The organism is Mannheimia granulomatis (assembly GCF_011455695.1).
Taxonomy (GTDB): domain Bacteria; phylum Pseudomonadota; class Gammaproteobacteria; order Enterobacterales; family Pasteurellaceae; genus Mannheimia; species Mannheimia granulomatis_A.
Genome location: NZ_CP015030.1, coordinates 1326532 through 1350771, shown reverse-complemented (window position 1 = coordinate 1350771; position 24240 = coordinate 1326532). Strand labels below are relative to the sequence as shown.

At 38.0% G+C, this 24240-nt stretch carries 17 protein-coding genes; 11 read left to right on the top strand and 6 right to left on the bottom strand.

What is annotated here, in order from left to right:
• Positions 1–170: 170 nt before the first annotated feature.
• Both xthA and A4G16_RS06410 read right to left on the bottom strand, forming a co-directional pair.
• Positions 171–974 carry an exodeoxyribonuclease III gene (gene xthA, locus A4G16_RS06415; protein WP_165889190.1) on the bottom strand — a complete coding sequence of 268 codons (804 nt, stop codon included), beginning with the start codon at positions 972–974 and terminating at the stop codon, positions 171–173.
• A 98-nt stretch (positions 975–1072) separates the two neighbouring features.
• Positions 1073–2449: a Na+/H+ antiporter family protein gene (locus A4G16_RS06410; RefSeq protein ID WP_165889189.1), complete on the bottom strand. Its 1377-nt coding sequence runs from the start codon at positions 2447–2449 to the stop codon at positions 1073–1075.
• 231 nt (positions 2450–2680) lie between these two features.
• Between A4G16_RS06410 and A4G16_RS06405 the strand changes: the two genes are divergently transcribed.
• Entirely contained in the window at positions 2681–4339 is a 1659-nt protein-coding gene (locus A4G16_RS06405) for a putative transporter (RefSeq protein ID WP_165889188.1), read from the top strand.
• Between the two features lie 121 nt (positions 4340–4460).
• Here A4G16_RS06405 and A4G16_RS06400 read toward each other — a convergent pair whose 3' ends face one another.
• The 4 genes from A4G16_RS06400 to ubiG all read right to left on the bottom strand — a co-directional run bounded on the left by A4G16_RS06400 (position 4461) and on the right by ubiG (position 8168).
• Positions 4461–5708: a hypothetical protein gene (locus A4G16_RS06400; protein WP_165889187.1), complete on the bottom strand. Its 1248-nt coding sequence runs from the start codon at positions 5706–5708 to the stop codon at positions 4461–4463.
• Entirely contained in the window at positions 5696–6259 is a 564-nt protein-coding gene (locus A4G16_RS06395) for an AAA family ATPase (RefSeq protein ID WP_237052357.1), read from the bottom strand. Before A4G16_RS06395 ends, A4G16_RS06400 begins: the two co-directional genes overlap by 13 nt.
• 194 nt (positions 6260–6453) lie before the next feature.
• The gene (gene ttcA / locus A4G16_RS06390) at positions 6454–7392 is read right to left on the bottom strand and encodes a tRNA 2-thiocytidine(32) synthetase TtcA (RefSeq protein ID WP_165889186.1); all 939 of its coding nucleotides are present in this window, start codon (positions 7390–7392) and stop codon (positions 6454–6456) included.
• 62 nt (positions 7393–7454) lie between these two features.
• Positions 7455–8168: a bifunctional 2-polyprenyl-6-hydroxyphenol methylase/3-demethylubiquinol 3-O-methyltransferase UbiG gene (ubiG, locus tag A4G16_RS06385; protein ID WP_165889185.1), complete on the bottom strand. Its 714-nt coding sequence runs from the start codon at positions 8166–8168 to the stop codon at positions 7455–7457.
• A gap of 63 nt (positions 8169–8231) precedes the next feature.
• Here ubiG and A4G16_RS06380 point away from each other — a divergent pair, with 63 nt between their 5' ends.
• The 10 genes from A4G16_RS06380 (at position 8232) to ppnN (ending at position 24237) form a co-directional block, all read left to right on the top strand.
• Positions 8232–8612 carry a pyrimidine dimer DNA glycosylase/endonuclease V gene (locus A4G16_RS06380; protein ID WP_165889184.1) on the top strand — a complete coding sequence of 127 codons (381 nt, stop codon included), beginning with the start codon at positions 8232–8234 and terminating at the stop codon, positions 8610–8612.
• A gap of 110 nt (positions 8613–8722) precedes the next feature.
• Positions 8723–11425, top strand: a complete 2703-nt coding sequence (gyrA, locus tag A4G16_RS06375; RefSeq protein WP_165889183.1) for a DNA topoisomerase (ATP-hydrolyzing) subunit A — start codon at positions 8723–8725, stop codon at positions 11423–11425.
• A 113-nt stretch (positions 11426–11538) separates the two neighbouring features.
• A complete protein-coding gene (locus tag A4G16_RS06370; RefSeq protein WP_165889182.1) occupies positions 11539–13089 on the top strand; it encodes a type I restriction-modification system subunit M in 1551 nt (516 codons plus the stop codon).
• Between the two features lie 76 nt (positions 13090–13165).
• A complete protein-coding gene (locus tag A4G16_RS06365; RefSeq protein ID WP_165889913.1) occupies positions 13166–14077 on the top strand; it encodes an Abi family protein in 912 nt (303 codons plus the stop codon).
• 218 nt (positions 14078–14295) lie between these two features.
• A complete protein-coding gene (locus A4G16_RS06360; protein WP_165889181.1) occupies positions 14296–15477 on the top strand; it encodes a restriction endonuclease subunit S in 1182 nt (393 codons plus the stop codon).
• A 9-nt stretch (positions 15478–15486) separates the two neighbouring features.
• Entirely contained in the window at positions 15487–16953 is a 1467-nt protein-coding gene (locus A4G16_RS06355) for an anticodon nuclease (RefSeq protein ID WP_165889180.1), read from the top strand.
• 5 nt (positions 16954–16958) lie between these two features.
• Positions 16959–20051 (top strand): type I restriction endonuclease subunit R, encoded by a 3093-nt coding sequence (locus A4G16_RS06350; protein WP_165889179.1) that lies wholly within the window; start codon positions 16959–16961, stop codon positions 20049–20051.
• A gap of 82 nt (positions 20052–20133) precedes the next feature.
• The gene (locus tag A4G16_RS06345; protein ID WP_165889178.1) at positions 20134–22065 is read left to right on the top strand and encodes an ABC transporter ATP-binding protein; all 1932 of its coding nucleotides are present in this window, start codon (positions 20134–20136) and stop codon (positions 22063–22065) included.
• Position 22066: 1 nt separating this feature from the next.
• Positions 22067–22825, top strand: a complete 759-nt coding sequence (gene tcdA / locus A4G16_RS06340; RefSeq protein ID WP_165889177.1) for a tRNA cyclic N6-threonylcarbamoyladenosine(37) synthase TcdA — start codon at positions 22067–22069, stop codon at positions 22823–22825.
• A gap of 44 nt (positions 22826–22869) precedes the next feature.
• Positions 22870–24237: a nucleotide 5'-monophosphate nucleosidase PpnN gene (gene ppnN, locus A4G16_RS06335; RefSeq protein WP_165889176.1), complete on the top strand. Its 1368-nt coding sequence runs from the start codon at positions 22870–22872 to the stop codon at positions 24235–24237.
• Positions 24238–24240: the final 3 nt, after the last annotated feature.

Here is a 24240-nt window from a genome sequence, read left to right as displayed (position 1 = left end):
ATAGTAGACAATCGCAAGGGAGAAAAGTGGCAAATTGTCTGAGAAATGCTCGCCTTTGAAGGCTGGCTTTGCCAATGCACGAAGTGTGAGCGTAGTGAGTAATAAATAACCGCTTGTTGTGCCTGGGTTGAGGAGTTACAAGCGGTCAAAAAATGTAAATTTTTTACAAATTATTTAAAGGTTGCCCAAACAGGTGAGTGGTCAGACGGTTTTTCCATCGCCCTAATTTCTAAATCAATACCGGTTTCTACACAACGTTCAGCTAACATATTTGAGGCCAAGATTAAATCAATGCGTAAGCCACGGTTATCATCAAAGCCTTTTGAGCGATAATCAAACCATGAGAATTTATCATTTACCTCCGGATTAGCGATACGGAATGTATCGACTAAACCGAAGCTGTGTAAACGTGCTAACCATTCGCGCTCTTCCGGTAAGAATGAACATTTTCCATCACGTAGCCAACGTTTGCGATTCGCTTCTCCAATCCCAATATCTAAGTCTGTTGGGCTGATATTCATATCGCCCATAATGATAATTGGGTTTTCCGGCTTTAATTCGCTTTCTAAGTAATGTTGTAAGTCGGAGTAGAATTTCTGTTTTGCAGGAAATTTAGTTTCATGGGTACGGCTTTCACCTTGTGGAAAATAACCGTTTAATACAGTAAGGATCCCAAATTCTGTTTCAATATCAGCCATAATCATTCGTTTCTGAGCATCTATGTCATCGGTTGGGAAACCTTTACGTACAGCCAGCGGTTCTTGTTTTGTTAGAAGCGCTACACCATAATGCCCTTTTTGTCCATGATGGAAAACGTGGTAGCCTAAATGATTCACTAAATCGTAGGGGAAATCTTCATCGGCAACTTTGATTTCCTGCAAGCCAATCACATCGGGTTGATGTTTTTCAATAATTGCTTCAAGCTGGTGCGGGCGGGCACGTAATCCGTTAATGTTAAAAGAGATAAATTTCATTTGTTATCCTAATCGTAGGGTTTGCAAAAAATAAATGAAAATAGACCGCTTGCAGTTTACAAGCGGTCTTTTTCTAACAAAATTTTGCGTATTATAACTTAAAGTGTCATTGCTGCAATCCAACCAAATACTAATAATGGAATATTAAAGTGGATAAAGGTTGGTACAACAGAATCCCAAATATGATCGTGCTTTCCGTCTGCATTTAAGCCTGATGTCGGACCAAGCGTTGAGTCAGAAGCCGGAGAGCCTGCATCGCCTAATGCGGCGGCAACACCAATAATAGACATTGTTGCAAGTGGTGAGAAACCAAAAGAAACACAAAGCGGAACGTAGATTGAAGTAATAATCGGCACTGTTGAGAATGATGAGCCAATGCCCATTGTGATAAACAAACCGACCACTAACATTAATAGGGCTGCCATCTCTTTTGAGCTGATTACCGTACGTAAACTTTCTACTAATTCAGGCACGCCACCGGTAGAATTCACCACGCCGGCAAAGCCAGAGGCTGCGATCATCACAAAGCCAATCATTGCCATTAAACGTAAGCCGTCTTGGAAAACATCATTGCTTTGTTTTAATTTAAATACGCCGCCAAATGCGAAAATGACTAAACCGGCTAATCCCCCGATAATGGTTGAATTAGTTGCTAATTGGATAGAACAGGTGGTGATAATCGCAATAATACTAATACCAATGTGGAATGGCTTAATATTGGCAACACGTGCTTCGATATTATCTACAGTTAGCTCTGCTTGTGGTTCTACGTAAGTACGTGGTTTGCGATAAGAAACAAAAAATGCAAACAATAAACCTAAAATCATGCCCGAGACCGGGATTAGCATTGCCTTAGTCATTTCCGGGGTTGTTGCGAATAATTGGAATTGCTCTCCAGCTTGGTTAATATTTTTAACCAAAATACTTTCAATAAAGATTTGTCCGAAACCTGCCGGAATTAACATATAAGTTGCTGTTAAGCCAAAAGTTAATGCACAGGCAACTGCACGGCGGTCAATCTGTAATTTATTCATGACGCTTAACAGTGGTGGAACCAAAATTGGAATGAAGGCAATATGAATCGGAATTAAGTTTTGAGAAGACATTGCAAAGCCGGTCAATACAAAGAGTACGATATATTTAAACCAAAATACCGAACGTCCTGACGGGCTGTGACCGAAGGATTTAATCACTTTATAAGCGAGTAAATCAGTTACGCCTGATTTTGAAAGCGCAACCGCAAAAGCACCTAAAACGGCATAGTTCATCGCGGTTTCTGCACCGCCACCTAAGCCTCCAGTGAAACTTTTGATAGTTTTGTCTAAGGCATCAGCAAAGCCCACACCTTCGACTTCTAAATTGCCAATCATTCCGCAAGTTAATGCAGAAATAATCAATGCGATTACCACGTTAATTCTGAGTAAACTCAGTACCAACAAAACGATAATCGAAATAAAAACTTCGTTTGATAACATTGTGTTTGTTTCCTTAAGTAATATAAAACTTATTTAATTTACTGAAAAAAAATAAGTTGTCGAGAATTTTTTTAGCAATTGAGGAACTTTTTTGAAAGTTTACTTTGGTGTGTGGCAGTGGAGTGTTGCTATCAATATTCTGTTTTTTGACATAGATCGCATTTTTACTCGTAGAGATTTGTTAGAATAAGCTACCATTTTGGAGGTATTTTATATTAAAGAGAGGCTGTAATGAGCGAAATTGCACTTACTGTCAGTTTATTATCTTTAGTGGCAGTATTAGGATTGTGGATTGGGCATATTAAGGTAAGAGGGGTTGGATTGGGTATCGGAGGGGTACTCTTTGGTGGATTACTGGTCTCCCATTTTATGGGGCAGTTTGCTGTCAAGCTTGACGCTCATACTTTGCACTTTATTCAAGAGTTTGGCTTGATTTTGTTTGTTTATTCGATTGGTATCCAAGTGGGGCCCGGCTTTTTTGCATCGCTTAAACATTCCGGCTTAAAGCTAAATGCTTTTGCAGTATTAATCGTACTGTTAAGTGGTGTATTAGTAGTACTTATTCACAAATTCTTCAATGTGCCTTTACCGGTAATTTTAGGGATATTCTCCGGTGCAGTAACCAATACGCCTTCTTTAGGGGCAGGACAGCAGGTTCTATCTGAATTAAGTAATAGCAATGTGACCGAAATTATGGGGATGAGCTATGCGATTGCTTATCCTTTTGGCATTATCGGGATTTTGCTTACGATGTGGTTGGTTCGTATCCTATTAAAAATCAATATAGATAAAGAAGCAGAAGCATTTAATCAAGAACAAAATCCAGGTAAAGAGCAGCTTAATAGTTTGAATGTTCGCTTAACTAATCCGAATATTAATGGGTTAAAACTTAATCAGTTGCCAGATTTTGATTTGCATGAAGTTTCTTATTCTCGACTAAAACGGGGCGATGAACTCTCTATCCCTAAAATTGATACAGTATTACAAGTTGGCGATATATTACATTTAGTTGGAGAAGAAGCTGCGTTACATAAAATGCAGATCATTTTAGGTGAAGTAGCTGATGTATCGGTTTCAACTAAAGGTACGATTTACCGTTCAGAACGTGCAGTGGTAACCAATGAAAAAGTTTTTGGTAAACAAATTCGCCAACTAATGCTTAAAGGTAAGTATGATGTAGTAATTTCACGCCTCAATCGAGCCGGAGTAGAGTTGGTTCCAAATGGTGATATGACACTGCAATTCGGTGATGTACTGAATTTAGTTGGTCGTCAGGTTGACATTGAAACGGTAATGGGCATTATTGGCAATGCACAATCTAAATTACAACAAGTACAAATGCTGCCGATTTTTATCGGTATCGGATTGGGGGTATTATTAGGTTCGGTGCCTATTTATGTACCTGGTTTCCCTGTGGCATTAAAGCTCGGCTTAGCCGGCGGGCCTTTGGTGGTAGCATTAATTTTGGCGCGTATCGGCAGTTTCGGCAAACTCTATTGGTTTATGCCACCAAGTGCCAACCTCGCCTTACGTGAAATTGGGATTGTCCTATTCTTGGCTGTTGTAGGCTTAAAATCCGGTGGGCGATTTCTGGAAACGCTACTCAGTAGTGATGGTATGGAATGGATTCTCTATGGAGCAATGATTACCTTTGTTCCACTGATGATCACAGGCTTGATTGCCAGACTTTATGGCAAATTGAATTACCTCACCCTTTGTGGATTACTCGCCGGTTCAATGACTGACCCACCAGCTCTCGCCTTCGCCAATGAAATTAAAGAAGGCAATGGTGCCGCCGCACTTTCTTACGCCACGGTTTACCCTCTGGTCATGTTCTTACGCATTATGCTGCCACAGATACTGGCGATAATGCTATGGGTGGCGGGTTAGTATTGTTGGTAATTCTTTCTGGAAAAAGGTGTAAAAGAAGCAATTCTTTTACACCTTTTATATGTGCAGAGGATAGTTGCAAAGTTTTTAGGTACATTTACCGCTTGTTTATATAAAATAATTAGCTGTTATCTCCCGTTAGGAAAAAGTTTATTGGAACTGGTAGTCTGTAGTGCCTACAAGCTAGTAATGCAATAGGATAAAACCCGTGTTTAATTGCAGATATATTCTCAAAATTTTCTTTTTGGTTATTAACTTCAAAATTTAATTGTTCTAGAAATTTCTCTGGAGATGAGATATCAACATTAGGCAATGTCGCACCGTGTCTTTCTTCATCATTATATAGATAACCTTCAGAAATACGATTAAAAAAGAATACTTGAAAGCTACAATGAGACAATTGCTCTTTCTTAATAGAATAAATTCTACTTGTACCTAAATCATCTTTTAACTGAGATAAAAATAAAAACAAATATGGATAGAATGCAGATGCACTTGTTAGTTTTTCAAATTTATTTCTATCTCCAGAAAAATCTATAAAGTCTATTAAATCTCTATAATTATTTATGGTCGTTATGTAACTCCTTATTTGATTAAGGCAAAATGCACAATTATCTATAACTTGATTAAGCCATCCTATCATGTTATTGGTATTAATACCCTTAGGGGAATTTAGGAATATAATGGCAATAGAAATATCTATAATTTGGTTATCTATATAAGGGGAACATAAGGAACTGTTATTTATAATAACATTCCAAACCAAGTTGGTTAGCTCATAATGCCTATTGGTTAAAAAGTCTTTATGCTTTTCATTAACTCTTTGATATAACCAAGAGTTCCAAATCCCAAGTAAAGAAACTCGGCTTAAAATATCAAATAATTTAAGATTTATATCAACAGAAGATAGATCTATAGAAGATGATAACAAGTACTTTTCTTGTGATAATGGAATGACAGCTCGTTGTATATATTCTTCTGAAATTCTCATGTGTAACATAATCAAAGAAATTAGCTGTTGATAAACAGGGCAATGTCCTCTTATTTTCTTATTACCTATATACTTCTTATACACATTCCAAGTATGTAATATAAAGAACTCTGAAGAAATATAAGCACTTTCAGTGTTATTTTCATTTCTTGACCATATCCACAAAATAGATGTATATATGTATAGCTGTCTAAATATTGTTAAGTAATCATCTTTGCTTGTCATTTTTCTGGAAAATAAGTGCTTGGCTAATTTTTTAAAGTGTAAAATAGATATCTCTGGCTCATCAACCATTGCTAAAGATTTTCTTAATAAACTCTTTATATCATCAGGTGCTATATCCTCTCTTAGGAAGTGAGCTTGTATTAATTCTGCCAATTTGTCTCCATTCCAAATAGAAAATGATATTTCACCTCCACATCACGAATTTTATGGCGTTGCACCGTGTCTCGCAAAATGACCAACGTATAAATATCCTGCACAATTTTATATGCTGTTTCTAGCTCATAATTGCCAGTATGCACCATCGGAAAGCCTCCTTTTCGCAAATATTCATTAAAAAGGGTGGTCGGATTTTGTGTTTTTTCCGCAGAATGGTTTGCTTTAAATGCCAAAAACTCATTGAAAGATAAGGTAAAAATCGGGATTTCTACATACCGTCCGGCAAGGTAAGTGGAAAGCTTGGTAGAGAGCAAGTATGAGTTCGCACCCGTGATGTAGCGAGCGAGATTAAGGTCCACCATAAACGCAAAACTTTCAAAGTTAATGTGGATTATCTGTGCCTCTGCCACACCCTGTGAAAGTAACTCTGCTCGCAGCAGTTTCATCACGGTCAATTTATCCGAACGGCGAATGCCAGTGATGACTTTAATTAGCGGTGTATTGATAAATGGTTTGAGTTGTTGATGGTAATTTGGTCTGTTGATCATATTTATTTTTCTGTGTATATCCATAAATAAATTATTTTTTATAGTGTTTTTTATGGTTATAGCCAGAAAACTTATATTAGGAGTGTACGATATATAGGTGAGTCATAAATGAGTAAAACTACAAGCGGTGACATTTTAAAAGAAATTTGCAAATTTCAGCTAAAATGTCACCGCTTGTGTGTTTATATGGTGGCTTAATCAACAGCTTTAAATTGAATCACACCCGCTTCAGCAAAATTGTTATCATCATCTTCATCTAAAAAGGTTTTTGCTTCAATTTTCATATTATCGAAAGCGGTGTCGCCTTCTACGCCATCAATCATTTGACCGTGTTTAATGCCTTTAAAATCAAACAGGCTTGGGTCGCATAAGTGTGATGGGACAATATCTTGCAAGGCACTGAACATAGTTTCTAATCTGCCCGGGTATTGACGATCCCAAGTGTTTAGCATCTCTTTTACTACTTGGCGCTGAAGATTCGGCTGTGAGCCGCACAGGTTACACGGGATAATCGGGAACTGCTTGGCTTCGGCGTATTTAATGATGTCCTTTTCTTTGCAGTAAGCAAGCGGGCGGATCACAATCTGTTTGCCATCATCAGAAATTAGCTTTGGTGGCATACTTTTCATTTTGCCACCGTAGAACATATTTAAGAATAAGGTTGCCAGCATATCATCGCGGTGGTGGCCTAACGCAATTTTAGTCGCCCCAAGTTCAGTAGCAGTGCGATATAAGATTCCACGACGAAGTCGTGAGCAGAGTGAGCAGGTGGTTTTACCTTCTGGAATCTTCTCTTTGACGATGCCATAGGTGTTTTCTTCCACAATTTTATATTCCACGCCGATGCTTTCTAAATAGCGAGGCAGCACATCTTCCGGAAAGCCTGGCTGTTTTTGGTCTAAATTAACCGCAACAACGCTAAAATTAACCGGTGCACTTTGTTGTAGATTTAGCAATATATCTAATAACGTGTAGCTATCTTTACCACCGGAAAGGCAAACCATGACTCGGTCGCCTTCTTCAATCATACCAAAATCGGCAATCGCATTACCCACATTTCGGCGTAAGCGTTTTTGTAACTTATTGAAATTATATGTAATTTTTTTGTCTTTTTGTTGGGTTTCGTCTGTCATAATCTATTGTATAGGCTGAGAAATAAGCGGTGTATAGTAAAGATTTCGTGCTATTTTGCAAGTTAATTGTTGATTTTAAGCGTGGCAATGTAGTTACAGCTCACATCATTATTTAGCCGGAATTTTTCGGTTAATGGGTTGAAGTGATACCCTTTCATCTCATCGCAGCGTAAATTAGCTTCATCGCACCACGTCAATAATTCCGCAGGCTTAATAAATTTTTCAAATTCGTGGGTGCCTTTAGGTAGCATTTTTAACACATATTCTGCCCCAATAATTACCAACATATAAGCTTTAAAGGTACGGTTGATGGTTGAGAAAAACAAAATACCGTCTGGTTTTAGCAACGCTTTGCAGCTTTGGATAACAGACAGCGGATCCGGCACATGTTCCAGCATTTCCATACAGGTAATCACATCAAATTTTTCAGCCTGACAAGCGGTCATTTTTTCCAAAAAATTTTCAATTGTGGTCTGTTGGTAGTCAATTTTCAAACCACTTTGTTTAGCGTGCTGTTTGGCAATTTCAAGCGGTTCGGTGGTCATATCAATGCCGGTGACAATTGCCCCTTGTTTCGCCATCGCTTCACTTAAAATACCACCGCCACAACCGACATCTAACACTTTTTTGCCGAATAAACCGTTCGATTTTTCTAAAATATAGGCTAAACGTAGCGGATTAAGCAGATGAATTGGCTTGAAACTGCCATTAGGATCCCACCACGTTTGTGCCATTTTTTCAAATTTTGTAATTTCTTGTTGATCGACATTTTGCATAAGTTATTCCTATGGTAAATTTGGCTGTTACTATAACGTATTTAGTCTAAAAGGAAAATCACAATGACTCGAATCAACCTTGTTCCTCCGTCCGAATTGTGCGATCAACATTTATTGGCGGAACATCGTGAACTTACTCGTATCCCTAATGCGGTGGCGAAAGGTAAGTTCAGCTTAAAAGGTCAGCCGGAAGATTATAAATTAGGCGAAGGACATGTTCGTTTTTTCTTCAATAAACTCGCTTTTTTGAAAAAACGTTACGATCTACTGCATGAGGAGTGCTTGGCAAGAGGCTTTAATGTGCAATATTTCTGGGCTGAGGACTTACCGGAAGATTCTTCACTTTGGCTTGATTATGAGCCGACTGAAACCGCATTAGCTACAAATCGTGAGCGAATTGCGTTAAGAATGCCGGCAAAACCGCGTTTTACCGAAAGAAAATAACCGCTTGTTCCCCCTTTTTGTTGCTTTTCATGCTATACTTACGACAATTTTTCGCCTGATTTAACCATAGTGGTTTAAGGCTCTTTTACCAATAAAATTAGGAAATTTCAATGAGCGAATTAGCCAAAGATATTATCCCCGTAAGTATTGAGGACGAATTAAAAACCTCTTACCTTGACTATGCCATGTCGGTTATCGTTGGGCGTGCATTGCCTGATGTGCGTGACGGTTTAAAGCCGGTTCATCGCCGTGTACTATTCTCAATGGATCAAAATAGCAATACCTATAATAAACCACACGTAAAATCAGCCCGTGTGGTGGGTGATGTTATCGGTAAATATCACCCGCATGGTGACTCTGCGGTGTATGACACTATTGTGCGTATGGCACAACCGTTCTCATTACGTTATATGTTAGTTGACGGGCAGGGTAACTTTGGCTCAATTGACGGTGACGCACCGGCGGCAATGCGTTATACCGAAGTGCGTATGCAAAAAATTACGCAGGAATTATTAACCGATCTTGATAAAGAAACCGTGGATTTCTCGCCAAACTACGATGGCAAAGAGATGATTCCTGACGTACTTCCAACCAAAATTCCTGCCTTATTGGTAAACGGTTCTTCCGGGATTGCAGTAGGTATGGCAACCAATATTCCGCCTCACAATTTAGGCGAAGTGCTGGATGGCTGCTTGGCATACATTGATAACGAAAATATTAGCGTTGAAGAGCTAATGCAATACATTCCAGGTCCGGATTTCCCAACAGGGGCAATTATCAACGGTCGTAAAGGGATTGAAGAAGCTTACCGCACCGGTCGTGGTAAAGTCTATGTGCGTGCGAAAGCAAGCGTGGAAACCACAGACAAAGGCCGTGAGCAGATTGTTGTAACCGAACTGCCTTACCAAGTAAACAAAGCAAAATTGATCGAAAAAATTGCTGAGTTAGTGAAAGATAAAAAAATCGAAGGCATTAGTAAAATTGATGACTATTCGGACAAAAAAGGTATTTCAATTGTTATTGAGATCAAACGTGATGCTGTAGGCGAAGTGGTATTAAACCACCTCTATTCACTGACCCAAATGCAAGTAACTTTTGGTATCAATATGGTTGCGTTAGATAACGGTCAGCCGAAAGTCTTGAATTTAACGCAAATCATCGAAGCCTTTGTGAAACACCGCCGTGAGGTGGTAACTCGCCGTACCATTTTTGAATTACGCAAAGCCCGTGAACGTGCTCATATTTTAGAAGGCTTGGCGATTGCATTAGCGAATATTGACCCTGTTATTGAGTTGATCCGTGCCTCAAAAACGGCTGAGGAAGCACGTGAAGGCTTATTAGCTCGCCCTTGGGCATTAGGAAATGTTGCCTCAATGTTAGAAGCCGCAGGGGTGGATGCCTCTCGTCCGGAAGATTTACCGGAAAACTTAGGCGTGCGTGATGGTCAATATTATTTATCAGAAGCCCAAGCCCGTGCGATTTTGGAATTACGTTTACACCGTTTAACCGGCTTAGAGCACGAAAAAATCGTTGAAGAGTACAAAGAATTATTAACTGAAATTGGCGAATTATTACGCATCCTAAACAGTGCAGATCGTTTAATGGAAGTAATTCGTGAAGAATTAGAGCTGGTTAAGGCGACCTTTAACGATGAACGCCGTACCGAAATTACTGCAGCTTCAGGCGATATCAACATTGAAGATTTGATCGCCCAAGAAGATGTGGTAGTAACGCTTTCTCACGCAGGTTATGTGAAATACCAACCGTTATCCGACTACGAAGCTCAACGCCGTGGTGGTAAAGGTAAGTCTGCAACGAAAATGAAAGAAGATGACTTTATCGAAAAACTATTGGTGGCGAACACCCACGATACCATTCTCTGCTTCTCAAGCCGTGGTCGTTTATATCAATTAAAAGTGTACCAATTACCGCAAGCTAGCCGTGGTGCACGTGGTACGCCGATTGTCAATATTCTGCCGTTAGTGAAAGAAGAGAACGAACGTATTACTGCAATCTTACCGATTCCAAATGGCGAATTTTCGGCAGATAAATTTATCTTTATGGCAACCGCAAGCGGTGTGGTGAAAAAAGTCTCCTTAGATGCGTTCAGCAATGTGAGATCAAGCGGTCTAATTGCATTAAAACTTCGTGAAGGCGATGAATTAATCGGTGTGGATATCACCGATGGCGAAAGCGAAATTATGCTGTTCTCGGCACAAGGTCGAGTAGTCCGTTTTGCAGAAAAAGCCGTGCGTGCAATGGGCAGAACCGCAACGGGGGTGCGTGGTATCAAACTTGCTACCACCGAAATTTCAAGTGATGAGATTGAAGAAGCGGAAATCATTGAAATTGAAAATGAGGAAGCGGAAGATACTTCAAGCGTGAGCCTAGACACCGACCGCGTGGTTTCATTGGTCATTCCTCGCACCGAAGGCGATATTTTAACCGTCACCCAAAATGGCTACGGTAAACGTACCGTCATTGGTGAATATCCGGTGAAATCCCGTGCAACCAAAGGTGTGGTTTCAATCAAAGTGAATGAACGCAACGGTAAAGTCGTGGCAGCAGTTCAAGTGTTTGATACCGACCAAATTATGCTGATTACCGATGCCGGCACACTAGTTCGTACAAGGGTTGCTGAAGTCAGCCTAGTTGGGCGAAACACCCAAGGCGTTCGCATTATCCGCACTGCAGAAGACGAACATGTTGTAAGTTTAGAGCGAGTGTGTGAGCCTGAAGAAGATGACAGCATTGATGAATTTGGCAACGCAGACACTAATGCAGAGAATGTAGAAACTTCAACAGAAGAATAATCTTAACCTACACAAGCGGTCGTTTTTTCAGAGAATTTTGCAAATAAACAATATGCAAAAATTTGGGGAAATTCGACCGCTTTAATATACGAGTTATATTAGGAAACAAATAAATGGCAGCTATTCAACAAAGAGCAGAACTCCAGCGTCAAATCTGGCAAATTGCAAACGAAGTTCGTGGAGCGGTAGATGGTTGGGATTTTAAGCAATATGTATTAGGCACACTGTTTTACCGTTTTATTAGTGAAAATTTTGCAGAATATATCGCTAACGGCGATGAAAGTGTTGATTATTCTACCTATTCCGATGAAGAAATTGATGCGTTTGGCATTAAAGAAGATGCAGTAAAAACCAAAGGCTATTTTATTTACCCAAGCCAGTTATTTAAAAATGTAGCAAAAACTGCACATCAAAATCAGGCACTCAATATTGAATTAGCGGAGATTTTTGAGGCTATTGAAAGTTCTGCCGTAGGTTATCCGTCGGAGCAAGATATTAAAGGTTTATTTGCTGATTTTGATACGAGATCAAGTAAATTGGGCAGTAGTGTCAGTGAAAAAAGTAAACGTCTTGCTGCGGTATTAAAAGGCGTAGCGGAACTCGATTTTGGTCGTTTTGAAGATAATCAAATTGACTTGTTTGGTGATGCTTATGAGTTTCTTATCTCTAATTATGCTGCGAATGCAGGGAAATCCGGCGGAGAGTTTTTCACCCCACAAAATGTGTCTAAATTGATTGCACAACTGGCCCTATATGGACAAAGTGCGGTCAATAAAATTTACGATCCGGCTTGTGGTTCGGGTTCTTTATTATTACAAGCCAAAAAACAATTTGATGATCACGTGATTGAAGATGGCTTCTTTGGGCAAGAAATCAATCACACTACCTACAACCTCGCCCGTATGAATATGTTTTTGCATAATATCAATTATGACAAATTCCATATTGAATTGGGCGACACGCTTATCAATCCGAAATTAAAAGATGACAAACCCTTTGATGCGATTGTATCTAATCCGCCTTATTCGATTAAATGGATTGGTTCTGATGATCCCACATTAATTAATGATGAACGTTTTGCACCGGCAGGCATTCTTGCCCCCAAATCCAAAGCCGATTTTGCCTTTATTCTGCACGCCTTAAATTACCTTTCCGCAAAAGGGCGGGCAGCGATTGTCACTTTCCCCGGTATTTTTTATCGCAGTGGTGCGGAACAAAAAATTCGCCAATACTTAATCGAACAAAATGTGGTGGAAACGGTTATTGCTTTACCGTCCAATCTCTTTTTTGGCACAAGCATTGCAACGAATATTTTGGTGCTTTCCAAACATAAAACCGACACCAAAACCCAGTTTATTGATGCAAGCGAACTGTTTAAAAAAGAAACCAACAACAATGTGCTGACTGATGAGCATATTGAGCAAATTCTTAAACTCTTTGCTGATAAAACTGACGTGGATCATTTGGCAAAATCAATCGATAACCGCCAAATTGCCGAAAATGATTACAACCTTGCAGTAAGTTCTTATGTGGAACAAAAAGATACCCGAGAAGTGATTAACATTGCCGAACTCAATGCCGAAATTAGCGAAACTGTCGCAAAAATTGACTGCTTACGAGCGGAAATTGATGCCATTGTGGCGGAGATTGAGGGAGATTTATAAGTCGGGGCGAATGTAATTCGCCCAAACATAAAACAAGCGGTATAAAAATCAGGAAAATTTGCAAATAATTATACATATGAAGCAGCAGAAAATTTGGAAAAGTTTTAATGAACAGCTCGCTCTTTTACAAGAGAGAGGGATGTTGATTAATGACGAAAAGAAAGCCTTAGGTTACTTGAAAAGCCTTGGTTATTATCGGCTAAGTGGTTATTTGTATTCTTTTAGGCAAATCGATCCAAGCAGTCCTAAAAATCGGCTTGACCAGTTTATTCCTAATAGCCGCTTTGAAGATGTAAAAGCATTGTATATTTTTGACAAAAAGCTCAGGCAGTTAGCACTTGATGCTTTAGAACGTATTGAAATTGCTTTAAGAGTGAGTATCGCCTATGAGTTAGGTAAATATGAACCGTTAGTCCATCAAAAATCACAGTATTTTGAACCGCACTTTGAACATCAAAAATGGTTAGATAAATATCAAAATCTAATCAATAGAGAATCAGAAAGCAGTTTTGTTAAGCATCATTTAGAGCATTATGGCGATTTACCGATTTGGGCAGCCAGCGAAGTATGGGATTTCGGCACAATGTCGATGCTTTACAAGGGAATGTTATCGAAAGATAAAGACCGCATTGCTAAAATTTATCACTTAAAATACGGGAAACATTTACAAACGCATTTGCACGCTTTTAATTTTATCCGAAATGTCTCCGCTCATCATAGCCGTTTATGGAATAAACCGATTATTTTCAAAGCAAATCTGAAAGGCTTACCAGATGAACAATGGAAACAGCTTAATGTTGCTCAGTCTTTTGTCTATTTTTGTTTAATGAAGCGTATGTTAGATGTGATTTGCCCAAATTCAACTTGGGGAACAAGATTTTTGGCACTTTTGGAAGAATTTCCCAATGTTGAAAATAATGCAATTAATTTACAACAAATGGGTATTGTGACAGATTTGAGTAAGTGGAAATTATGGCAGAAAGCCTAAAAAAGAAAGCCCCCAACCTTGTGGTTCCAACCTCGTGGGTTGGCAAAGCTAGGGGAGTTATTGGTGGTCATTATACTGAAATGGATCCAAAGGTCAATAATTTAAATTGTCAAGACTTGACAAACGGTTGAAATTTTATCAACGGTTATCATCGTAGGGGCGAATTACATTCGCCCCAATAAAAAACAAGCGGTATAAAAATCAGGAAAATTTGCAAAATGAGTAATCAAATTATTGAGAAATTATTAAATGGGGCTGAGGTAGAGTGGAAGCCTTTGGGAGAGGTTGCCGAATTAAAAAGAGGGCAAGTCATTACTGCAAAAGACACAACGGAAGGAAATATCCCTGTTATTAGTGGTGGACAAAAACCTGCGTATTATACTGGGAACTATAATAGAGAAGGGGAAACGATTACTGTTGCAGGTAGTGGAGCTTATGCTGGTTTTTTAATGTATTGGAATGAGCCAATTTTTTTAGGGGATGCTTTTTCAGTAAAACCCGATTTAGAAGTCTTAATCACAAAATATGTGTATCACTTTTTATTATCTAGGCAACAACGGATCTTCAATTTAAAGAAAGGCTCTGGTGTTCCGCATGTTTATCCAAAAGATTTATCTAGCTTGTTAATTCCAATCCCTCCACTATCAATCCAAGAAAAAATTGTAAAAACACTTGACAAATTCACTGAGCTGGAAGCTACGCTGGAAGCTGAATTAGCTCTGCGGAAAAAACAATATCAATATTACCGAGAAACCCTATTGACATTCCCGCAAGATTTAGATAAGGAGGGGTATAACGACATCATTAAAGCCTTGTGCCACAGTGGTAAAGTGGTGTTTAGGGCTTTGGGGGAGGTTGGTGAAGTTAGAATGTGTAAAAGAATTTTAAAAGAACAGACAACTAGCGAGGGAGATATTCCATTTTATAAAATTGGAACATTTGGAAAAGAAGCAAATTCGTATATTTCAAGAGAGTTATTTGAAGAGTATAAACAAAAATACAGTTATCCTAAAAAAGGTGATATTTTAATTTCAGCAGCAGGAACAATAGGAAGAACGGTTGTTTTTGATGGAGAAGACTCTTATTTTCAAGATAGTAATATAGTTTGGATTGAAAATGATGAAAGTCAAGTTTTAAATAAATTCTTGTTCTATATTTATCAAATAGCTAATTGGAATATAGCAGAGGGTGGAACAATTCAGAGATTGTACAATGATAATTTGAAAAAATTGAAAATTCCTGTTCCTTCTATTTCCGAACAACAAAAAATCGTTAAAATTTTAGATAAATTCGACCGCTTGACTAATTCTATCAGTGAAGGTTTGCCAAAAGAAATTGCGTTAAGATGTAAACAGTATGAGTATTATCGGGAGCAGTTGTTGGATTTTCCGAAATTATAGGACTTATATATGAGTAAGAGTTTAGATGATATAGCAAAAGAACTGAGTAACGGTAAAAAAGTTCAGTTAATTTATGCATTTAATGGCACTGGAAAAACTCGATTATCTTGTGAGTTTAAAAAGTTTATTGCTTCTAGATTAGAAGAAGATAATGAGTATAGCGGAGAATTGAAGTATAAGAAAATCCTATATTATTCATCTTTTACGGAAGATTTGTTTTATTGGGATAATAATTTAAGAAATGATTCAAAAATTAAATTAAAAATACATAAAAATTCCTTTACTGATTGGATTTTTATAGAGCAGGGATTAGAAGATAATGTTACTAAAATATTTCAGACTTACACCAATAAAAAACTAACCCCTAACTTTAATGAAGAATATATAGTTAAAAATGAGGATGGAGATGACATTACCATTCCAGCTTATTCTGAAGTGACTTTTTCCTATGCAAGAGGTGATGATTCTATTCAGGAAAATATTAAAATTTCTAAAGGAGAGGAAAGTAATTTTGTTTGGAGTATTTTTTATTCATTATTTGATCAAGTTATCTCAGAATTGAATATTGCTGAAATAGAAAAGCGTTCAACAGATAAATTTAATAATTTAGAATATATCTTTATTGATGATCCGGTTAGCTCATTAGATGAAAATCATCTTATTGAATTAGCTGTTGATATTGCTCAACTGATAAAATCAAGTGAATCAAATCTGAGATTTATTATTACAACATACAACCCACTTTTTTATAATGTATTGCATAATGAATTCAGAAAGGAAGAGAGTGTTTCTTATAGGTTAGAAAAGATAAATTATGATGAGTTTATTCTTTCTAAACAAGAAAGTGACTCTCCATTTGCATATCAGGTATATCTCAAAAATCAGTTGGAAGATCTATTTAAGGAAGAGGTCTTAAAAGAAGAATTAAAAGAGCTGATTAATGAGGAATTCAGAGGAAATAAAGAAAAAAGAATAGAAATGCTATTTAATAATGGGTTGGCACAGGAAGAGTTAGATGAATTCTGTGGAGAATTTCCAGAATTTAATGGTTTATATGTGATTAAAAAATATTTTAAGAAAGAAAATAAAAAAACTTTTTATAAGTTGAAATTTTTTAAGGATAAAGAGATTGATGATTGTAAAGTAGAAAAATATCACTTTAATTTTATTAGGAATATTTTGGAAAAGGTCTCTACATTCTTAGGGTATTATGAATTTAAGGAGTTGCTACCTACAAGCAATGAAAATAACCCTGAGTTGTATAACAAGAGAATTCAAGCGTATACAAATAGAAGAGTTAATTTTGGAAGCCATTCAAAACATTCTGGAGAGGAAATGTCATTTGTAAATTCTAATGATAAAAGGGTTTTAAAGTTTCTTGTTACTTATTTAAGCGAAAGTGAGAATATAAACAAGGTTTTTAAATTCAAACCGAGGTATATTAAGTTTTCTGATTTAAATATATATAAAGGCTAATTTTTATGATGAATATTCTCCCTATCACCGAAACCAACAATTTCATCGTTTTAGATAAATACGAAAAAATTGAGCAGCCAAATTATTATCAAACCGAGGCGGATTTAGAGAAAGAATTGATTGCCGATTTGCAGTTTCAAGGCTATGAATATCGTCCTGATTTAAATAGCCAAGAAAAATTGCTGATGAATGTGCGTGAGCAGTTGGAAAAATTAAATAATGTGCGTTTTTTAGATTCAGAATGGAAACGTTTTGTTGATGAATATCTCGATAAAGTCTCAGAAAGTATTATCGAGAAAACCCGAAAAATTCATCAGGATCATATTTATGATTTTGTGTTTGATAACGGGCGGATTCAAAATATCTATTTACTAGATAAAAAAGAGATTACTCGTAATAAAGTGCAAGTCATCAATCAATTTGAGCAAAAAGGTACGCATTTTAATCGCTATGATGTGACGATTCTTGTGAATGGTTTGCCGTTAGTTCAAATTGAGTTGAAAAAGCGTGGGGTGGCCATTCGAGAAGCCTTTAACCAAATTCATCGTTATAGCAAAGAGAGCTTTAATTCAGAAAATTCACTGTTTAAATTTCTGCAAATTTTTATTATTTCTAACGGCACAGATACCCGTTATTTTGCCAACACCACTAAGCGAGATAAAAACAGTTTTGATTTTACGATGAACTGGGCAAAATCGGATAATACCTTGATTAAGGATCTAAAAGATTTTACCGTCACGTTTTTACAAAAAAATACTTTACTGAATGTGTTAATCCAGTATTCCGTATTTGATGTAAGTAATACGTTGTTGATTATGCGTCCGTATCAAATTGCGGCAACGGAACGCATTTTGTGGAAAATTCAAAATACCTATTTAACTAATAATTGGAGAAATTTAGAAAGCGGCGGTTATATTTGGCATACCACAGGTTCGGGTAAAACGCTCACCAGCTTTAAAGCGGCACGTCTTGCCACCGAATTGGATTTTATTGATAAAGTGTTCTTTGTGGTGGATAGAAAAGATCTGGATTACCAGACGATGAAAGAATATCAACGCTTTTCTCCTGATAGTGTAAATGGTTCGGAAAGTACATTAGGTTTAAAGCGTAACATTGAGAAAGATGATAATAAAATTATTGTTACCACAATTCAGAAACTGAATAATTTAATGAAATCTGAAAGTGATTTGGCAATTTATTCTCAACCGGTCGTCTTTATTTTTGATGAATGCCATCGCTCTCAATTTGGCGAGGCCCAAAAGAATTTAAAGAAAAAGTTTAAAAAATTCTGCCAGTTTGGATTTACTGGTACACCTATTTTTCCAGACAAAATAGAGAATGAAAAATTGATTAGTAAAGGTAATGCATTAGGCTCAGAAAATACAGGCAGTGTATTTGGTTCTCAACTGCATTCTTATATCATTACTGATGCCATTCGTGATGAAAAAGTGTTGAAATTTAAGGTAGATTACAATAATGTTCGCCCAAAATTCCGTGAAATAGAAAGCGAAAAAGATTTGGACAAGTTAACTGCTTTTGAAAATAAACAGGCACTATTGCATCCAGAACGAATTAAAGAAATTACCCAATATATTTTGACCCATTTTAATCAAAAAACGCACCGCTTAAATACTACCGGCAAAGGCTTTAATGCGATGTTTGCGGTAAGTTCGGTTGATGCGGCAAAAGCCTATTACGAACAGTTCAAAATTCAACAACAAGCGGTTGAAAATCCGTTAAAAATTGCAACAATCTTTTCTTTTGCTGCAAATGAGGAGCAAAATTCGATTGGTGAAATTGTTGATGAAACCTTTGAACCAACGGCAATGAATAGCTCAGCAAAAGAATTTTTGACGTCGGCAATCAATGATTACAATCAGTTATTTAAAACTAATTATGGTGTGGAAAGCAAAGAATTCCAAAATTACTACCGTGATTTGGCAATGAGAGTTAAAAATCAAGAAGTAGATTTATTGATTGTTGTTGGTATGTTTTTAACCGGTTTCGATGCCCCTAAACTGAATACGCTATTTGTGGATAAAAATCTGCGTTATCACGGCTTAATACAAGCCTTTTCCCGTACAAACCGTATTTATGATGCAACCAAGGCTTTCGGGAATATTGTCACCTTCCGTAATTTGGAGCAAGATACGATAGATGCCATTACGTTGTTTGGTAATACGAATACTCGAAATATCGTATTAGAGCATAGTTTCAAAGAATATATGGACGGCTATCAAGATACTAATGGAAATTATCATCGAGGTTATCGAGAGGTTGTTAAGGCACTACAAATGACATTCCCAGATCCGACTCAGCTTGACACCGAGGAAGATAAAAAAGCCTTTACCAAACTATTTAGCGAGTATCTGCGTTTGGAAAATGTGTTGCATAATTACGATGAATTTTACGCATTAAAAAACACCACATATTCAGACAATGCATTGAAAGAGCCTGAAGGCCTATATCTTCCGAACAATAACGTGATTTTATCTGATAGGCAGCTACAAGATTATCGTTCTGCCTATAACGATATTCGTGAATGGCAAAGGAAACGAACTCAAAACGGCAATGCGGAAAAATCTCAAATTGATTGGAGCGATGTCGTTTTTGAAGTCGATTTATTAAAATCCCAAGAGATCAATTTAGATTATATTTTAGAGTTGATCTTTGAACATAATAAGAAACTCAAAAACAAACCAGCATTGATTGAAGAAATTCGCCGAACAATTCGTGCGAGCATTGATAATCGAGCAAAAGAGAGTCTAGTTGTTGATTTTATCCATCAAACCGATTTAGATAAAATTCCTGATAAAGCAACTGTTATTGATGAATTTTTCCGCTTTGCTCAGCAAGAGCAAAAAAGAGAAGCGGATAGCTTAATTGAGAGCGAAAGTTTAAATATAGATGCGGCGAAGAGGTATATAATGGCCTCTCTTAAACGAGAATATGCTAGCGAAAATGGTACAGATTTAAATGATCTTCTACCTAAAATGAGCCCGCTAAATCCACAATATAAGACTAAAAAGCAGACGGTTTTTCAGAAAGTCGTGGCTTTTGTAGAGAAGTTTAAAGGGGTTGGCGGATTTTTATCTTAAAGTATATAGGATGGGCTATGTTCCATCCTTCTTTTATAATCAAGCAATTTAAAATTTGTAAAATCATTCTGATATAAAAACTATGGCATTACTTAATTTATCCAACGCCTATTTAGGTTTTGGCGATCATCCTTTATTAGATCACACTGAATTACACATCGAGCCGAACGAGCGGGTTTGTTTGGTAGGAAGAAACGGGGCGGGCAAATCGACTTTAATGAAAGTGCTTGCCAGTGAAGTACAGCTTGATGACGGCAAGTTGATTTTTGAGAAAGATATTGTGGTCACTCGTCTTGAACAAGATCCACCACGTCATATTCAAGATACGGTATTTGATTATGTGGCGGAAGGAATTGCTCATTTAAGCGATCTTTTAAAGCAATATCACTACATTTCTCAACAAATGCTGACCGATTATAGCGATGAGCTATTGGCGAAATTATCCCATATTCAAGCACAATTAGAGCATAACAACGGCTGGCAGTTTGAAAATCGGATTCAAGATACCTTGAAATTATTGGAGCTTGATCCTGAAAAACGTCTATGCGAATTATCAGGTGGCTGGGTTCGCCGTGCAGCTTTAGCTCGTGCCTTAGTAGCAGATCCGGATATTCTCTTATTAGATGAGCCAACTAACCATTTGGATGTGGAAGCGATTACGTGGCTTGAAGATTTATTGCTCAATTTCAAAGGCTCGATCATCTTTATTTCCCACGACCGTTCGTTTATCCGCAAAATGGCGACCCGTATTGTGGATTTAGACCGCGGTAAGTTGGTGTCTTATCCGAGCAATTACGATAAATATTTAGAAGAAAAAGCAGAAGATTTGCGGGTTGAGGCTTTGCAAAATGAGCTTTTTGATAAAAAACTTGCACAAGAGGAAGTCTGGATTCGTCAAGGCATTAAAGCTCGCCGCACGCGTAATGAGGGGCGTGTACGTGCCTTAAAAGCTTTGAGGGAAGAACGCCGTAACCGCCGTGAGGTGCAGGGCACAGCGAAAATTCAGCTCGACCAAACTGCACGCTCCGGCAAAATTGTGTTTGAGATTGAAAATGCAAGTTATGAAATTGAGGGCAAAACGCTGCTCAAAAACTTTACAGCAACGATTCAACGTGGAGATAAAATTGCTTTAGTTGGTCCGAACGGTTGTGGTAAAACGACTTTCATTAAACTCTTGTTAGGCGAATTACAGCCAACTTTTGGCTCAGTCCGCTGCGGTACAAAATTAGAAGTTGCCTATTTTGACCAATACCGTGCGGAATTAGATTTAGAAAAAACCGTGATGGATAACGTAGCTGACGGTAAACAAGATGTGGAAGTCAATGGCGTAAAACGCCATGTTTTAGGCTATTTGCAAGATTTCCTCTTCCCACCGAAACGGGCAATGACCCCGGTGAAAGCCTTGTCGGGTGGGGAGCGTAATCGTTTGTTATTGGCAAAATTATTGCTGAAACCGAATAATTTATTGATTCTGGACGAACCGACCAATGATTTGGATGTGGAAACGCTAGAGCTGTTGGAAGAGATGCTTGCCGATTATCAAGGCACGTTGCTGGTGGTGAGCCACGACCGTCAATTTATTGATAACACGGTGGAAGAGTGCTACTTCTTTGAAGGCAACGGCGTGCTGAATAAATATATCGGCGGCTATTTTGATGCCAAACAGCAGCAAGATAATTACCACGCTACCCGTGCAGATAATTTGCAAAATTCCGCTAAAAAAGAACCGCTTGCAGTAGAACAACCGAAGCAAGAAAAGCTAAAAAATGAAGCGAAAAAGGTCAAGCTTTCTTACAAAGACCAACGTGAGCTTGATGAGTTGCCTGCAAAAATGGAAGCCCTAGAAGCAGATATTGAAGCCTTGCAAGCTGAGGTAAACAGTGCTGATTTCTTTGCTAAAGATCAGACTTATACTCAAGCGAAATTACAGCAACTTGCGGATACAGAACTCGCGTTAGAGCAAGCCTTTGAGCGTTGGGAAGAGTTGGAAAATATTAAAAACGGGAACGTTTAAAATGGCAGAGAGAATCGACAACTACGAACAGCGTTTTGGCGGTATTGGCCGCCTTTATACGCCTGAAGGGCTTGAAAAGCTACGCCGTTCGCATATTTGTGTGATCGGCATTGGTGGCGTGGGATCTTGGGCGGTGGAGGCTTTGGCTCGTTCGGGTATTGGCAAGATTACCATGATTGATATGGACGATATTTGTGTGACTAATATCAATCGCCAAATTCATGCAATGAGTGGCACAGTGGCTCAGCTGAAAACCGAGGCAATGAAAGAACGCATTGAGAGAATTAACCCTGAATGTGTGGTGGAGATTATTGATGATTTTATCACCCCTGAAAATATTCCGGACTACCTTAATCGTGGCTATGATTATGTAATTGATGCGATTGACTCGGTGAAAACCAAGGCGGCTTTAATTGCTTACTGTAAGCGTAATAAAATCAAATTAATTACTACCGGTGGGGCCGGAGGGCAGACTGACCCAACACAAATTCAGATTACCGATTTAAGCAAAACCGTGCAAGATCCTTTGGCGGCAAGGGTTCGTACCTTGTTGCGTAAAGAATATGGATTTAGCAATAAAAGTAAATTTGGTGTGGAATGTGTGTCGTCCACTCAGCAATTAATTTTCCCGAAAATGGGTGAGGGTTGTGAAATTTCCGCTACAATGAATTGTGCCAACGGCTTTGGTGCGGTAACAATGGTTACTGCAACTTTCGGTTTTTTTGCGGTTAGCCGTGTAATTGATAAACTATTGAAGTAACAAGCGGTCTTATTTGAAGAATATCTTGCAAAAAAGGAGCGAAAATGGCAGTACACAGAGTAAATCCGAAAGGTAGTATGGAGCAGCTTTCCCATTTGGAAATGCAATTATTGGCAAAAAATACGCAAGGGAATTTATATCAACTTTATCGTAATTGCTCATTAGCAGTTCTGAATTCAGGAGCTCATACGGATGACAGTCGGGCCTTGTTAAATCAGTATCCTGATTTTGAAATCCGCCTACTCACTCGCGAAAAAGGCGTATCGCTGGAGTTGCATAACCCACCGGAAAGTGCCTTTGTTGATGGTAAGATGATCTTAAATATTCAATACCATCTTTTTGCGGTGTTAAGGGATATTGTGTTTGTTAATGCGTTGAAAAATACGATCCGACCGTTTGAAGAAACCTCTTTGGAGACTTTAACAACCAATACGGTATTTTCAATTTTGCGTAATGCAAAAGCGATTGAAATGAATACTGATCCAAATTTAGTTGTGTGCTGGGGCGGTCATTCTATCAATGAAATTGAATACCAATATTGCCGTGCAGTAGGACAAGAATTTGGCTTGCGTGAACTTAATATTGTGACCGGCTGTGGCGCTGGGGTGATGGAAGCTCCGATGAAAGGGGCGGCAATCGGCCATGCTAATCAGCGTTATAAAAATGGGCGTTTTATTGGGGTTACTGAACCTTCAATTATTGCTTCTGAGCCACCTAATCCGATTGTTAATGAATTGGTGATTATGCCGGATATTGAAAAACGCTTAGAAGCTTTTGTGCGTTTGGGGCATGCGATTGTGGTCTTTCCGGGTGGTCCGGGTACGTTGGAGGAATTACTTTATATTATCGGTATTAAATTAAATCCGGCGAATCACGCACAGAAATTACCGCTTATCTTAACAGCCCCGAAGGAGTCGGCAGAATATTTTTACGCTATTGATCAATTTATTGGCAAGGTATTGGGTGAGGAAGCTCGTAGTTTGTATGAAATCATTATTGATGATCCGGTTTTGGTTGCACGTAAAGTGAAACAATCTATGTATGAAGTTAAAAATAGCCGTTATGAAAGTGGCGATGCTTACAGTTTTAATTGGTCGTTAAAGATTGAAGAAGATTTTATCAAGCCGTTTATTCCAACTCATGAGAATATGGCGAATTTGGACTTGAGTCTAAATCAACCTTCAGAGAAGTTAGCAGCGAATTTACGTCGTGCTTTTTCCGGCATTGTAGCAGGGAATATTAAGCCGGAAACTTCAGACTTAATTGAAAAATACGGTGTATTTAAATTGCACGGTGATAAGGCTTTAATGGAGAGTATTGATCAGTTGCTAGAAAGTTTTATCGTACAGCATCGTATGAAGATACCAACCGGAGAAGCTTATCAGCCGTGCTACGAAATTATAAAAAATTAAGCT

What these genes read in the sequence shown, in the direction of transcription:
- xthA (WP_165889190.1), bottom strand. Translation starts at nt 974, where the DNA reads ATGAAATTTATCTCTTTTAACATTAACGGATTACGTGCCCGCCCGCAC.
- A4G16_RS06410 (WP_165889189.1), bottom strand. Translation starts at nt 2,449, where the DNA reads ATGTTATCAAACGAAGTTTTTATTTCGATTATCGTTTTGTTGGTACTG.
- A4G16_RS06405 (WP_165889188.1), top strand. Translation starts at nt 2,681, where the DNA reads ATGAGCGAAATTGCACTTACTGTCAGTTTATTATCTTTAGTGGCAGTA.
- A4G16_RS06395 (WP_237052357.1), bottom strand. Translation starts at nt 6,259, where the DNA reads ATGATCAACAGACCAAATTACCATCAACAACTCAAACCATTTATCAAT.
- ttcA (WP_165889186.1), bottom strand. Translation starts at nt 7,392, where the DNA reads ATGACAGACGAAACCCAACAAAAAGACAAAAAAATTACATATAATTTC.
- ubiG (WP_165889185.1), bottom strand. Translation starts at nt 8,168, where the DNA reads ATGCAAAATGTCGATCAACAAGAAATTACAAAATTTGAAAAAATGGCA.
- A4G16_RS06380 (WP_165889184.1), top strand. Translation starts at nt 8,232, where the DNA reads ATGACTCGAATCAACCTTGTTCCTCCGTCCGAATTGTGCGATCAACAT.
- gyrA (WP_165889183.1), top strand. Translation starts at nt 8,723, where the DNA reads ATGAGCGAATTAGCCAAAGATATTATCCCCGTAAGTATTGAGGACGAA.
- A4G16_RS06370 (WP_165889182.1), top strand. Translation starts at nt 11,539, where the DNA reads ATGGCAGCTATTCAACAAAGAGCAGAACTCCAGCGTCAAATCTGGCAA.
- A4G16_RS06365 (WP_165889913.1), top strand. Translation starts at nt 13,166, where the DNA reads ATGAAGCAGCAGAAAATTTGGAAAAGTTTTAATGAACAGCTCGCTCTT.
- A4G16_RS06360 (WP_165889181.1), top strand. Translation starts at nt 14,296, where the DNA reads ATGAGTAATCAAATTATTGAGAAATTATTAAATGGGGCTGAGGTAGAG.
- A4G16_RS06355 (WP_165889180.1), top strand. Translation starts at nt 15,487, where the DNA reads ATGAGTAAGAGTTTAGATGATATAGCAAAAGAACTGAGTAACGGTAAA.
- A4G16_RS06350 (WP_165889179.1), top strand. Translation starts at nt 16,959, where the DNA reads ATGATGAATATTCTCCCTATCACCGAAACCAACAATTTCATCGTTTTA.
- A4G16_RS06345 (WP_165889178.1), top strand. Translation starts at nt 20,134, where the DNA reads ATGGCATTACTTAATTTATCCAACGCCTATTTAGGTTTTGGCGATCAT.
- tcdA (WP_165889177.1), top strand. Translation starts at nt 22,067, where the DNA reads ATGGCAGAGAGAATCGACAACTACGAACAGCGTTTTGGCGGTATTGGC.
- ppnN (WP_165889176.1), top strand. Translation starts at nt 22,870, where the DNA reads ATGGCAGTACACAGAGTAAATCCGAAAGGTAGTATGGAGCAGCTTTCC.